Source organism: Psychrobacter sp. DAB_AL62B (genome assembly GCF_028895345.1).
GTDB lineage: Bacteria > Pseudomonadota > Gammaproteobacteria > Pseudomonadales > Moraxellaceae > Psychrobacter.
In genome coordinates, this window is the sequence record NZ_SAXC01000001.1 from 557,603 (window position 1) to 572,464 (window position 14,862).

10 protein-coding genes and 1 other RNA gene are annotated in these 14,862 nt (G+C 42.3%); all 11 read right to left on the reverse strand.

The genetic code is table 11. The features are described 5' to 3' along the window. Positions 1–79: 79 nt before the first annotated feature. The 11 genes from EPB74_RS02210 to ffs all read right to left on the reverse strand — a co-directional run bounded on the left by EPB74_RS02210 (position 80) and on the right by ffs (position 14,791). Complete coding sequence (locus EPB74_RS02210; protein WP_274902522.1) at positions 80–1,390, reverse strand: iron-containing alcohol dehydrogenase; 1,311 nt, start codon at positions 1,388–1,390, stop codon at positions 80–82. Between the two features lie 217 nt (positions 1,391–1,607). Continuing rightward, the gene (locus EPB74_RS02215) at positions 1,608–3,293 is read right to left on the reverse strand and encodes an ABC transporter ATP-binding protein (RefSeq protein WP_446740008.1); all 1,686 of its coding nucleotides are present in this window, start codon (positions 3,291–3,293) and stop codon (positions 1,608–1,610) included. Positions 3,294–3,309: 16 nt separating this feature from the next. Next, positions 3,310–4,383 (reverse strand): ABC transporter permease, encoded by a 1,074-nt coding sequence (locus tag EPB74_RS02220; protein ID WP_274902524.1) that lies wholly within the window; start codon positions 4,381–4,383, stop codon positions 3,310–3,312. Beyond that, positions 4,383–5,453: a microcin C ABC transporter permease YejB gene (gene yejB / locus EPB74_RS02225; protein WP_274902525.1), complete on the reverse strand. Its 1,071-nt coding sequence runs from the start codon at positions 5,451–5,453 to the stop codon at positions 4,383–4,385. The genes EPB74_RS02220 and yejB overlap by 1 nt, the downstream gene beginning before the upstream one ends. A 100-nt stretch (positions 5,454–5,553) precedes the next feature. Then, entirely contained in the window at positions 5,554–6,333 is a 780-nt protein-coding gene (gloB, locus tag EPB74_RS02230; protein WP_274902526.1) for a hydroxyacylglutathione hydrolase, read from the reverse strand. 72 nt (positions 6,334–6,405) lie between these two features. After that, positions 6,406–8,238: an extracellular solute-binding protein gene (locus EPB74_RS02235; protein WP_274902527.1), complete on the reverse strand. Its 1,833-nt coding sequence runs from the start codon at positions 8,236–8,238 to the stop codon at positions 6,406–6,408. A gap of 286 nt (positions 8,239–8,524) precedes the next feature. Then, complete coding sequence (gene serC / locus EPB74_RS02240; protein WP_274902528.1) at positions 8,525–9,634, reverse strand: 3-phosphoserine/phosphohydroxythreonine transaminase; 1,110 nt, start codon at positions 9,632–9,634, stop codon at positions 8,525–8,527. A 167-nt stretch (positions 9,635–9,801) separates the two neighbouring features. Further along, positions 9,802–10,692 carry a hypothetical protein gene (locus EPB74_RS02245; RefSeq protein WP_274902529.1) on the reverse strand — a complete coding sequence of 297 codons (891 nt, stop codon included), beginning with the start codon at positions 10,690–10,692 and terminating at the stop codon, positions 9,802–9,804. Positions 10,693–10,849: 157 nt separating this feature from the next. Next, positions 10,850–13,825: a M48 family metalloprotease gene (locus EPB74_RS02250; protein WP_274902530.1), complete on the reverse strand. Its 2,976-nt coding sequence runs from the start codon at positions 13,823–13,825 to the stop codon at positions 10,850–10,852. 58 nt (positions 13,826–13,883) lie between these two features. After that, positions 13,884–14,480, reverse strand: a complete 597-nt coding sequence (locus EPB74_RS02255) for a LemA family protein (RefSeq protein ID WP_274902531.1) — start codon at positions 14,478–14,480, stop codon at positions 13,884–13,886. Between the two features lie 214 nt (positions 14,481–14,694). After that, positions 14,695–14,791, reverse strand: an RNA gene (ffs, locus tag EPB74_RS02260) — signal recognition particle sRNA small type. Positions 14,792–14,862 lie beyond the last annotated feature (71 nt).

Genomic DNA, 14,862 nt, shown 5'->3' on the forward strand with positions numbered 1-14,862 from the left:
TCAAAAACAAAGCCTATTCCCAAGAGGGTAATAGGCTTTGTTTTACGCTATTGCTAGAGGATCAATTCGATAAAAAAACTTATGCTACTTTATCGCTACTCTTATCTTTATCTGCCCGCTCATCACTAGCCTGCTTAATTTTCGTTAAGATATCTTTGATACCAGATGCAGGCATGTACATCGGTACCGCATAGGTGTCACTGACTTCCTTTGCAGCGGCTTTAGCCATACTATCAAAATCGCTGGTTTTCATACCTTTGACTGTTGGCTCGATGTTTAAGGTTGCAATCAAGTCGCGTACTTGAGCGATTAGATGATCGGCAATATCGCTATCACTACTGCTCGCTTGACCTGCTTGTACCATACCCGTTTTTCTAGCAAGCTCCGCCAATCTTTTTTGGCTTGCTTTACGGTTGACGTCAAGTATATAAGGCAGCACGATGGCATTGGCGCGACCATGAGGAATACTATAATACGCCCCTAGTTGGTGAGCGATAGCATGGACATAACCCAGACCGGCTTTGTTAAAGGCGATACCACCGTAATGAGCGGCTATACCCATCTCTTCTCTTGCTTTAAGATTGCCACCATCTTTATAGACTATCGGTAGATATTGCATAACAGCTTTGGCTGCAGAGGCCGCATAATAATCCGTCTCTACGCTAGCATTTACACTCATCCATGCTTCTAACGCATGGGTCAATACATCGATACCCGTATCCGCTGTGATATGAGCTGGCATACCTTTCATAATAACAGGATCAATAGCCGCTGCCAGTGGCACCATTCTTGGGTCAATAGACAGTTCTTTTTGATGAGTTTTATCATCGGATACAACCGCACCAAGTGTCGCCTCTGAGCCAGTACCCGCAGTCGTAGGCACGCAATATAACGGTACAGAAGGCTTTCTTGCTTTAAGAATGCCGATAAGCTGTTTAGGCTTGCAGTTATTCCCTTGCGACATAGCGATCATCTTAGCCGCGTCAATTACTGAACCACCACCGATGGCTATTATTGAATCGCACTTAGCGCCTACCGATTGGCGCAACCCTTCTTCAATTACTTTAAAAGTAGGATCTGGCGTAATACCATCATAGACTTTATAGCTAATATTTTTTGCGTCTAGATAATCAGTGACTTTGGCTGGTATACCAAGCTTATTTAGCACCGCATCAGTCACGATAAAAACATTGGTGCTACCTTCATTAATGAGCATATCGCATAACTCATCACAAGCAGTTTCGCCGACGAATAACATCGGTCTTCTTATAGGTACTACATAAGCGAAGGCTTTGAGCACTTTGGCGCGAGTCTTAGCAACCGCCAAATAACCGGCATGTTGCAACGGATTATTACTGACTAATTTGGAAATACTATTTTGTTTTTTCATGGGCACAAAAATCCTTTTTAATGATGCTTTTAATAGCAATAACGACAGTTTTAGTCAGTTAACTATTAACCAATATCAGAATAGGTAAATATACCTAAAACGATCGTGTCTAGGTAGAGCAGACTACTGTTTAAACTTATTGTACCACTGCCGTTTTTAGTATGTGGCTATTAGTATGAACTGCTATGTTCTGATTATTTAACAGCAGTTACTTAGGCTAAAGTACACTCGCCTGCAATAGCTGCTTAGCGTACAGATGCTGTGGGTTATTAAAAACATCTTCAGTACGTCCTGACTCAACGCACATGCCATCTTTAAGTACCATAATATGCTGGCATAAGGCGCGCACTACTTTTAAGTCATGACTGATAAACACATAACTGATCTGCAATTTTTCTTGAATTTCACGCAGTAAATTAACGACGGTCACCTGCGTGGTACTATCAAGCGCAGAAGTAGGTTCATCTAATATCAATAAACTGGGCTGCATAATGAGTGCGCGCGCCAATGCCACGCGTTGACGCTGGCCACCCGATAGCTCATGCGGATAACGCTGTGCAAACTCAGCTGGCAGATGTACGGTAGCAAGACTATCCATCACCGCCTGCTGGCGTACTATTTTATCGATACCTTGTACTAGCAATCCTTCTTCAACGATTTGCATGACTGTCATACGAGGATTGATACTGGCAAATGGATCTTGAAAGACCATCTGAATCTGCGAGCGAAAAGTGCGAAGCTCACGTTTTAACAAGGTCGTAATCTCTTGCCCATTGACCATTATCTGTCCATTGACACGCGCTTGGTTACTAAGCAACTGACTTAAGGCAAGAGCAATCGTCGTCTTGCCAGAGCCTGACTCACCAACGATACCCAGCGCTTGCCCTTTCTGTAGTGTCATATCTAAGTCTTTGACCGCATCAAACCAGCGCTTAGTACCACCAAAGAGACTTTTTTCAATGGCAAACTGTACTTGTAGGTTATTTACTTGCAATACAGTCGATTGCTGACTTTGCTCGTCATCAGAGAAGTTTAGCGCTTGCCCAAAATCTTGCTGAATCAGCGAGCGGGTATAATCCGCTTCAGGACTGCTAAACACTGCTGCTGTTTGCCCTTGCTCAATCGTCTGCCCTTGACGCATGACGATGACCTCATCACTGTAGCGCCTGACTAAATTTAAGTCATGACTTATAAGCACCATCGCCATATTATGCTGACGCTTAAGATCATCCAATAGCTCGAGTATTTCATGCTGCAGAGTCACATCTAGCGCGGTAGTTGGTTCATCAGCGATTAAAATATCAGGCTGCTGCGCTAATGCCATGGCAATCATGACCCGTTGACGTTGACCGCCTGATAACTCGTGCGGATAGCGATTGAGTTTATCAGTCGGGTCAGTGATATTAACGTCATTTAATAAGGCGATACTTTTTTCGCGCCATTGTTTCTTGGGTACACCGCTTAGACGAAGGGACTCCGCGATTTGCTTGGCAACGGTATGGAGCGGGTTTAATGCGGTCATCGGCTCTTGAAACACCATGCCGATACGCTGTCCGCGAATAGAGCGCAGCGCAGCATTACGCCCTTTTTCACTGGCTATTGGTAGCGCCGTCATACCTGTTGAATTTGCAAGCTGTACCTTACCACTAATAATTAAATTATCGGGTAACAGCCCTAATAGCGCCAGACTGGCAATCGATTTACCAGAGCCTGACTCCCCAACGATAGCCAAGGTTTGTCCTTGTCTCAGCTTATACGATAGTTTATCGACCAGAACAATACTTGCATCAGTAACAATACTAAGTTTATCTACTACTAGCATTAGCTTATTTTGCACAATGCTATGATTTTCTCCTAAAAGATTATTTTTATCAGTAGCAGTTGTCGTATTAGTTGTTATCATACTATCAGTTGTCATATCAGGAACGCCTCGGATCAAACGCATCACGCAGCGCTTCGCCAACGAATATTAGCAATGATAAAATAAAGGTTAAGCTAAAAAATCCTGATAGCGCAAGCCATGGTGCATCGAGGTTATTTTTTCCTTGTACCATCAACTCACCCAATGACGGCGACCCAGGCGGCAAACCATAACCCAAGAAATCTAATGCCGTCAGAGCGATAATATTAGCGGTTAAGATAAAAGGCAGCTGTGACAAGCTCGAAGCTAAGGCATTGGGCATAATATGTCTGAGCATGATTTGACTGTCCGAAACACCCAAATTACGCGCCGCACGCACATAGTCAAAGTTACGGGCGCGCAAAAACTCTGCTCGTACCAAACCAACCAAGCCCATCCAGCCAAATAACAACATCATGGCAAATAGCATCGTGATACTGGGGCTAAATAAGCTGACCAAAATAATAATCATGAACAGCTGCGGCATCCCGCCCCACACTTCCATAAAACGTTGCCCTGCCAAATCTACCCAACCACCGTAATAGCCTTGTATCGCACCGACGACAATACCAATCAAAGCGCCCGCAAGCGTCAAGGCGAGACCGAACAATAATGACACCCGCATGCCGTAAAGTATGCGCGCCAGCACATCGCGACCCAAATCATCCGTACCTAACCAATTCTGACTATTGGGCGCTGCTGGATAGGGAGTGCCCAGCTCAACGTTTGGTGTTTGATCGGCAAATGGAATGGGCGGCATGATATAAAAACCCTGCTCATCAATCAGCGCTTGCACTGCTGGGTCTTTGTAATTGGTTTCAGTCTCAAACACACCGCCAAAAGTTGTTTCAGGATACGCCTTTAATACTGGAAAGTAGTAGTCGCCTTGATACTGCACCAGCAAAGGCTTGTCATTGGCAATCACATTGGCTGCCATACAAATAACGAATATCACCGCAAAAATAAATAGTGATATGACACCAAGGCGATTACGGTGAAAACGATTGAGTCTCGCTTGCCAAATAGGATTTAAGCGCGGTTTTGTTTTTACAGGGACAGAAGATGCGGCTGAGGGTAGCGGATGATTTGACATTAGCGCCCCTCAAAATCAATACGCGGATCGATTAAGTGATAACTTAAATCGCTGATTAACTGTAATAACAGTCCGACCAAGGTGAAGATAAATAGCGTACCAAATATCACTGGATAGTCGCGCTGCTGAATGGCTTCGAAACCTAACAATCCCAAACCATCAAGCTTAAAGATAATCTCAATAAGAAAGTTACCGGCAAAGAAAATCCCAACGATAGCCGCTGGGATACCGGCGATAATAATCAGCATGGCATTACGAAAGACATGACCATATAAGACTTGCCGCTCGCCTAAGCCTTTGGCACGGGCGGTAAGTACATACTGCTTACCAAGCTCTTCTAAAAAGCTAAACTTGGTCAAATAAGTCAAACCCGCAAAGCCACCAACCGTGCTTGCCAGCAGCGGCAAAGCCAGATGCCAAAAGTAATCTTTAACTTTACCAAGTGTGCTTAATTGATCAAAATTCTCTGAGGTTAATCCTTGCAGTGGAAAAATATTCCAGTAGCTGCCGCCAGCAAAAAACACCAATAAAATCACCGCAAATACAAAGACGGGTATCGCATGCCCAATGGCAAGCAGCATAGCCGTTGCTTTATCAATTCCCGAGCCATGATGCATGGCTTTATAAATACCAAGCGGAATCGCTATCATATAAATCAGCAGCGTACTCCAGAGCCCGAGTGAGATTGAGACTGGCAGCTTCTCGATAATCAAATCCGTTACTGATTGACCTTTAAAAAACGACTCACCAAAATCTAGCTTTACATAGTTCTTGAGCATCAGCCAAAAGCGCTCAGGCGCAGATTTATCAAAGCCGTATTGCGCATTAATGGCTGCTACCATCTCCTCTGACAAACCGCGTGTCCCTTGATAGGTACTGTTATTGCCGCCTGCACTGCCCGCACCAATATTAGCACCCAGCGCGTTGTCTTTTGCGCCTTGCTCGATAAGCGCAAGCTGCTGCTCTACAGGTCCACCGGGGGCGGCTTGTACAATGACAAAGTTCGCCAGCAGTATCAAAAAAAGCGTCGGTAATATCAGCAATAATCTTTTTAAGATATAACGACCCATAATGACAGCTTCCTAAAATAGATAAATATGACAATAGAGAAGTGAGTAGCTAACATTTATCAATGGAGCGGTGATTGAAACCTAAATTAGGGCTTAGAAACTAGAAGTTGTTTTTAAGCTCACGTAAAGCGGCAAATACGGTCAAAGATTTTTCATCATCGATATTTACTTTAGCCTTCACCCCTGCTATCACACTCGGCTCTTGCGTACGTAAAAACACATTTACCGCACGCTCATGCTCTAAAGTCACCGGTAATGTTGGGATGCCTTGTGTCGTTTTTTCTTCTGCTTGCGTCAATGCTCTCTGCATTGCGGCATTATCAGGTTCAATCGACAAGCCAAAACGTAAGTTGCTAGCGGTATATTCGTGCGCAGGGTATAACAAGGTATCGGTTGGCAGCCCGTCTAGACGCTTAAAGCTCTCATGTAATTGCTCAATAGTTCCAGTAAAAACACGCCCACAACCAGCACTAAATAGTGTATCACCGCAAAAACAATGCTTACGACCTTCGATATCTAAAATATAAGCCATATGACTGGCAGTGTGACCAGATACGTCCCATACTTGCGCTGCGTTGCCCCATGCGCTCACCGTACTGCCATCTTTTATGGTCTGATCTTCATCGACGTTATGTTCAGCATGCGCTACCAGATGCGTCATCGGATAGGACTCTTGTAGCTCTGCGACGCCGCCGATATGATCATGGTGATGATGGGTGGTCCAAATTGAAGTCAGCTCCAACTCATTTTTTTCCAGATAATCGACTACTGGCTCAGCTTGACCCGGATCAATGACAATCGCCTGTTTGTTACTGTCATTAATTAGTGTCCAAATATAATTATCATTAAATGCTTTAATGGGGTGAATACAAATACTCATGTTAAATCCTTACCAGTCGTTGTTTTTATTGCTAATTTCTATTGAGTTTTTCAAATCGAAAATCACTGTCGCTTATTGTTTTAAATATTGATTAATGCGAGCTTCTGCCGCTTTATCTGTCCACCAGTAGTCGATACCGATAGCATTGGACGGTAGTTTCTCAGTATGACGATATTGATTCCAGTAGGCAACGTTGGTTGCAGATTTACCATATAACGGCACTAAATAGTGACCCGCACGGAGCAGACGATCAAGTACGTGAGTATATAAAATAATCTCGTCGCGGCTTTCAGCATTCGCAAGTGCTGCTGTTACCTGATCAATGGCTGGGTTTTTAATGCCAATCGTATTCCTATTACCAACTTGGTCAGCGGCTGCACTGCCCCAAAATGCTGCTTGTTCTGCACCCGGGGATAAACTCTGCGCAAATACATCTGTTACCATATCGTAGTCAAAACGGCGCACGCGTTCGTAATATTGTGGTCCATCGACTTGACGTAGCGTCACATCAAACCCTAGACGCTTTAAATTGCGAATATAAGGTAGCAGTACTCGACCCATGGTTTCGCCCGTCATCAGAATCTCAATCTGAGCGAGCATGCCATTGGGCTGATATAACTTCATATCGTTATAGTAAAACCCAGCATCGAGTAATAACTGCCGCGCTTCTAATAATCCTTCACGGTTAAAACCACTACCGTCACTGGTTGGTAATTGCCATTCAGTCAATACGGCTTGCCGCTGAATCGGTTCAAGCTTGGATAATAAAGGGGTGAGTACTTTCATTTCTTCAGCAGATGGTTTGCCTGTTGCAGCAAGCTCTGAGCCATGAAAGAAGCTTTGTAAGCGTTCATACTGTCCATGAAATAAAGTCTTATTCATCCACTCAAAATCATAAGCCTTGCTCAGTGCTTGACGAACGCGAATATCTTGAAAAATTGGCCGGCGCATATTCATCACCAGTCCTTGCATCGGCACTGGGTTTTCACTGCTTATCGTTTCTTTATTAACCAGGCCTGCTTTGACGGCAGGGAAATTGTAGCCCGTTGCCCAATTAGAGGCTTTGTTTTCAGGGCGAAAACGATATTGACCAGATTTAAAACCCTCAAAGGCAATCTCATCACTTTGATAATACACAAATTTAATCATATCGAAATTATAACGACCGCGATTAACCATCAAATCACGACCCCAATAATTGGGATCACGCACGTAACTAATCGAACGACCGGCGTCGACGCGTCCAAGCTTATAAGGCCCACTGCCCATCAATGGCGTCAGAGTGATTTTCTCAAAATCAGTATCGATAGAGGATTTGGCAAAGATAGGAAACTGTCCAACCGTTAATAAAATCTCTTTATTGTCATCAGAGGCAAAGACAAATTTCACGCGTTGCTTATCAATAATTTGAATGTCTTTAATGTCACTCAAATAGCTGCGAATATACATCGGTCCTTTATTTAATACTGCATCATAAGTTGCTTTAACATCACTACTGGTAACCGGCATTCCATCCCAAAAGCGCGCAGCAGGATTGATATGGTAAATAATCCAACTGGTATCATCAGGGTCATAAGTTACCTTACTTGCCAGCTGCGGATACATAGTAAATGCTTCATTCAATGAGCCAGTCATCAAGGTGTCATATAGATAATCGGTGCCAACCATCGCCACCCCAGTAGTCATCCATTTATTGGCTGCATTAAAAGTACCACGTGCATCAAGCGATAATGTGCCACCCTTGGGTGCATTTGGATTGGCATAGGGCATAAAGGGCGCGTCAATATATTCAGTAGGACTATTATGCCCAAGCGCAGTAGTGGTAATTGGCACAGCGTAACTGACAGGCATGCAGCTCACAACTGCAACTAATAAAATGGTTTTTAGTGTGGCATTTTTTATCATAATGAAGTTATCACCAACCCTGTATGCAACCAATGACTATATTGAAAAATTACCTAATAACGGCAAGCTAATGACAGCTTAAATAAGAAATCACTAAAAGTGATAAATACCGCAAAATTTCATCATAACAAACTTAGGTTTTTTAACCTAATGCTTTACAGGATTAAGTAGGCTGCTTGACGTATTATTCAACCAAGAAGCATATTCATTCCTCATAAAAAAGACGCAGCTTATAAAAGTTGCGTCTTTTTCTAAAACTTAGCAATAATTAAAACCTTAGCAGTATTTAAGCGTGTTTCTTTTCAAACGCTATCATAAAGTCGACCAATTGCTGTACCCATTCTAGTGATACGGCATTGTAAATACTGGCACGCATACCGCCCACATCGCGGTGACCTTTTAGATGCAGTAAGCCTGCTGCTTCTGACTCTTCTAAAAACACTTTATCAAGGTCGCTATCAGCTAAGGTAAACGGCACGTTCATGATAGAGCGATACTTAGGGGCCACTGGATTACTATAAAAGCTACTATCATCAATCGTCTTGTAAAGTAAATCCGCTTTTTTCTGGTTGATTTTACCGATAGCCGCGACGCCGCCCTGCTCTTCTAACCAGTCAAAAACCAAACCTGCTAAATACCAAGAATAGGTCGCTGGTGTGTTTGACATCGACTCTTTCTCAGCTTGATGTTCATAGTTCATCAGTAGCGGGCACCACTCACTTGCCTGCCCTAATAAATCTTCACGGATGATGACAATCACTAGACCTGCAGGGCCAATATTCTTTTGTGCACCCGCGTAAATCATGCCAAATTTAGAGACGTCGATTGGCTGTGACAAGATACAAGAAGACATATCAACGATAATGGGCGCATCAACTTGTGGTGGTTCAAATATCTGTAAACCATGAATCGTTTCATTGGCGCAGTAGTGGAAATACGCCGCATCGTCGCTAATCGTCCAATCGCTTTGGGCTGGCACGTCAGTAAAATTACCATCTTTACCGGTTGCTACTAAATTCACGTCACCAAGACCAAGCTTTGCATAGCGCTGTGCTTCTTTGATGGCTTTACCTGACCAAGTACCCGTCGTTAGATAATCTGCGCGTCCACCATTTAACAGATTCAATGGAATCGCTGAAAACTGTAAGCTGGCACCGCCTTGTAAAAACAGCACTTTATAGTTATCTGGAATGTCCATCAACGAGCGTAATTTGGTTTCAGCTTTTTCGGTAATGGCAATGTACTCTTTACTACGGTGACTCACTTCCATCACTGACATACCGCGACCTTGCCAATCAAGTAATTCTTCTTGAGCACGTGATAGTACGGCAGTTGGTATGGTGGCAGGACCCGCTGAAAAGTTAGGTACACGGTTAGGAGCAGCTTTAGTCGTCATAATCATTATCCTAAATATGATGAAATCATCGTTGTTATATCAGTGTTATTATATAAGTTTTAAAAACCCAATTTTAAAACCTGCAGCTTTAAAATCCCATTAATATAAATCTTATCTCTATTTTTTCATTACTATTTTCAATATCTATAACAGCAACATGCCAGTCTTTAACCCTGACTTGACAACTGCTCCCAAAACTGACGTTTTAAGCAACTATCAGCAAGCATTTCATCCAATGTGGGTACAGTGGTAAGATTGGGATGTTCAAGCTCTTCAGGCAACGGCGTTAATGCCGCCACTCGTATCTCTTCACTGCGACCAATTTTAAAGACATATCCAGCAAGGCTGGCATTGGCAAGCTCAGCCGTATCCATACCTTCACAGATAGGAAATGATGTCGTCTCACAGGTAATTGATAGCGCTTGCGTGATATTTTGCCATAGTTTTTGACTGTCATTATTAAGGGCTTGGATATCAACCAATATCACCCAGCTACCGTAGCGACCACCTTGCAAGTCAAACGGTGCTACTTTTTTAAAGATCTCCTCTTTAAAACCATCATCTTTAAAGCTATCAGTGTTATTGATGTTAGAAATAGCGGCTTGCTGGACGACAGTATCTATGAGGGGCGTAACGGCTGTATTAGAGATATCAGGGACAGTAGTGTCAAAACTATAGGTAACAGGGCTTTGTTGGTCAGGATAGCTTAAACTTTTCTCATTAGCATCAACATTAACATTGTCATAATAATGATTAGTAGACTCATCATCTATCATGCTTGATGGAGCATCCGCAGATATTATATGTGACATCTCAACGTTGATAGCATCAATATTGGAAGATGCAACGTTTGGCTGTTTAATAGTTGTAGCAGAAGAAATAGGTGCAGTACCAGTATCATGTGTGGTCGGATCAAGAATAGTAGGCGCAGAGATATCTGCGATATTCATCGTTTCAGAATTCGGCTGTACCCACTGATTGATACCCATCATCGCTAAAATCTGACGCTGCTGCATACGATGCTGCAATACAACCAGCGGGTCTTGGATATCACTCATACAACTCTACTATCCTATTTATCTTAAATGGGTTTACAAATTTTAATCTCAAAAACCATACTAAAAACACTGTTAAATAATGAATTATGGCATCCAGTTTGTTGTCTGCTAAATATCAGCTCAGCAGCTCTTAAACGAACCCAATTAATAAAAGCTATCAAAAAAGCTGTCGAACCTTTAACCAGTGTTCTGATAGTAAGGTTAAACAATCATATTCATCCTGACTGACTATCGTATCGTGTAACATTGCCGTATGCAATGTACTCAGCCATTGCCGGTAATCATTATAAGCGTAACACTTATTGATAGTCGCATTATAATCTATTTGACCGCTGCGCTGTTGCCGCTCTTGTTGGTTTTCTTGAATGTTATCGTCATGCTTAAGATCTGCGGTAGAGGACTCAAAGATAGGCACAGCTTCTAGCAACGCCAGTAGTTGAACACTATTTAAATTCTGTGCAGTAAGCAGCAACCATTGTAAGTTTGCCTCGCTAACAGCTGCTAAATCAATATCAATCAAGCGCGCTTGACGTCGTAAGTCCACGGCATAATGAGCAACACTGGTATTATTAACGTCGAGCGCTGGCGTCATCTGACCTTTAGCATCGTTTGATAAGCGATAAGCCAATAAAGTAAGTATCGAACGCTCAGCAACTCCAATATTCTTAAAAATTTGACCCGAAGGATCAAGTTGGGCAACTATATCATTCCTGCCAGCTTGCATTTTTTGCTGCCAAGAAAAGTATTCATTTGAATATTCATCATTTAGCATTGTAGTCAATACGGGTAGAAGCTGCTGTAAATGCAGCGCCTGCCATAATGCTAAAATCGATGGTGTTCGTGATTTGGTATTATTTGAATGAGTGAATACTGGTTTAAACTTACCAATATCATCTCCTTCATTCATTAAATTATCAGCAAAATTTTTGCTTAAATTGGCTGTTAGCTGAATTTCAAATAACTCAAGAATACCCTTTTGATAGCGACTAAGCATCTTACGACATTTTTCTTGCTGAATATAATTCTGGTAACTTTGGTTGCTATGGCTGCTTTCACTCTTTAAACGTAATTCATTGATAGCATTTTCAGATAAATCATGTTGAGACAGTTGTTTTATCGCTAGCATAATTAAAGCATTATCTAAGCGGCGGTCGATACTGGCAACCATCTCTAATAACTTATGATCTATTGTATGCGGTAAATTTTTCTCATCGCTAGCAATGCCAGTTTTAGATTTAATATCATCATCGGTCGTAGCATATATTTTATCACTAGGAATACCAATCCAAATATCAGCCAAATCATAAGTTGCAGTCGTCGAGAGTATGCGACCTTGATGGCATAGCATTACCGTTTCGATAAGTGCGAGTGCCCCTAGCGGATGATGAATGTGATTGAGAATATACTGGGGTAACGAGACTTTTTGTATATCATCAATACTGATTAAAGTTGCAATCGGCAAATCGCTGTTAGGTTTTGCTTGCCACGGCTTTAGCAGCTTATAAGTGCCAATCTCACGCGCCTTTACCTGCAAGCGTCCATCGATAATGATATCTGCCTCTACGACAAACTCAAGTCCCTCATCAGTTTCTAACTTATTGCTAAGTTCGCTTTGATTGAAAGTAGAGATTTTTTCATTAATAATACTATTAGGGTAATCGATAATTTCATTATCAGCTGTATTAACTATTTTATTGCTATTAGATAATAATTGAGATTTAAGCAGAGTTTTTCCTTGCGTAATTTTACTTAGGCTATTTGCTGTTATTACTCCCCAATCACCCAAGCGGCGCTGCTCATATATCTCTTTGATTTTGTTTTGATTTACGCGCTTTTCCTTGGCGACTTGTACAGCAAATTTTTGGTAAACATTGGCATTAATAGCACTCATACGTTCAGCTAAGCTTGGATGCGTAGCAAACCACGACAAGTCACCTAAATCTGCGCCACTACTGGCAAAGAAGAAATGACTGAGTCCATTGATATCAGCGATACCTGTTAAGCGTGAGCCTAGCGAATCTTTATGAATGGCTTGTAAGGTTTCCATAATCGCCGGCGAACGCGTGAGCTGCACACTGGTGGCATCGGCGAGTAATTCACGCTCACGGTTAAAGCTGTGTTTAATCAGCTGAGCACTGGCCATACTCGAGAAGCTCAATCCGTGTATCAGCAATGTCCAAATGTTACGAGGTGCTTGCCGATCAGTGTCTCGTCTATTTTGTAACCACATTGCCTGACTTTTAACTGATGACTGCTGGCTTTGGGATTGCTTTTTCCAGTAGGTTACCCACTCACTATGAGTCGTAAAACTTGCCGTTTGTACCTCAGTGCTGCGAGCATGACTATCAATGGCTCTTTGTGGTAAAGGTTTATTTTGATTAACAGCATTATCGAAATAATTGTGATGATTATTGTGACGGCTAGAGCCAATATTATTAACAGAATCACTCCAATCATATAACAGCTGTAATCCTGCCAACACCACCATTAGCTGTAGATTGAACGTAGCGTCACCATGCAATATATGACCATATTCATGTCCAATGAGCCCGTATAGTGCCTCATCAGATAGCTTATCAAGCGCCCCTTGGGTCACCACTAGCACCATATCTTGGCTATAACGACCCGCGACGAAACCATTAATCCCTTGCTCATCAGGCAGCACATATAGAATTGGCATACTCAAACCTGAAGCAATGGCCAGCTGCTGGGCAATTTCATAATACCGGCGGTAAACAGGCGGAAAATCACGCTCATCACGTACCGCGATATGACGCGTGCTAAAGCGAACCTTTTGTACCGGCTCATGCTGATGGCTGACCCCGCGACTATGCTCCCAAGCATCTTGGCTATGGTCAACAAACAACCGAACTGCGCCAACTCGCTGAGCAATCGCACGACCACCTGCTGCTAAGCGTCCATACTCCAAAAAACTACCAATGACGAAGCTGCCTATCGTCCATACAATAACCAGTATCAATGCCCAATAATAAATGCCACCAGTAAATAGCGTGAGCAACAGCGCCATGACACCGAGTGCCACAGCCATATGGGCAAATATAATAAGAAAAAATAGCCCGTAAAGTAATAGACTGCGCTGAGTGCGTGTACGCTGTTCACCAAAAAAATCCATCTATTTGCCTGACCTAAAGAATGCTAAATACATTTGAGCCTATGAATGTAGTAGAACACTAGCTCATATTAACAACCGGTGCTTGAGCAATCGCCTTTCTATCTTCAAACACCAATTGACTTAATGGACGAAATCCAAAGGTCGTGCTAATCAAATTATTTGGAAATACTTCGCGATCATTGTTGTAAAACATCACGCTATCATTATAATGCTGACGCGCAAAACCAATGCGGTTTTCAGTATTGGTCAGCTCATCCATCAGCTCTTTAATCATACTATCTGCCTTTAACTCAGGATATGCTTCTACCACGGCAGAAAATTGACCTAAAGCTTTAGATAACATGCTCTCTGCTTTAGCAAATAACGCCATATGCTCAAGCGAATCGGGCTGATGCTGAGTAGAGTCTTGTAGACTTTGAGCATGGTTACGCGCACTAATAACACGAGTCAGCGTTTCTTCTTCGTGCGTTAAATAACGCTTGGCGGTTTCAACTAAGTTTGGAATTAAATCATGACGACGTTTAAGCTGTACATCTATTTGAGCAAAGCCATTTTTTGCCTGATTACGAGCGCGTACCAATTTATTAAAGATTGATACCCCAAAGACCACGATCAATATCACTACTGCAATGAACAGCCAAACAAACATTTTCATCATAAAACCCCAAAACGTTTCGCATTGATAACGGAAGTTATTGTTATTAAAGGTTACTACATTGTATTTTAACCCATATTTATAACTCAAAGTTTAAAATCGGATGGAATACAGGCGAAAAAAAAGCCCTTTACAATGAAGGGCTTATTGTCAGAATAAAACATTTCAAACGCTTTTTTAATGCCATCATCAAATTTTAGGCAAAAAAAAGCGACTCCAAAAGCACATCCTCGGCACACATTATAACTATTACCGTTGCTACCTTCCGGTCCTGGCGGGATTCATAGAACAATGTTGCGAGGCTACCAATGGAGCCACCAGTTGCAGATTATACAAGAATTTTTTATTATTACAACCCCATTCGTCAAACAGATTGGTTTAT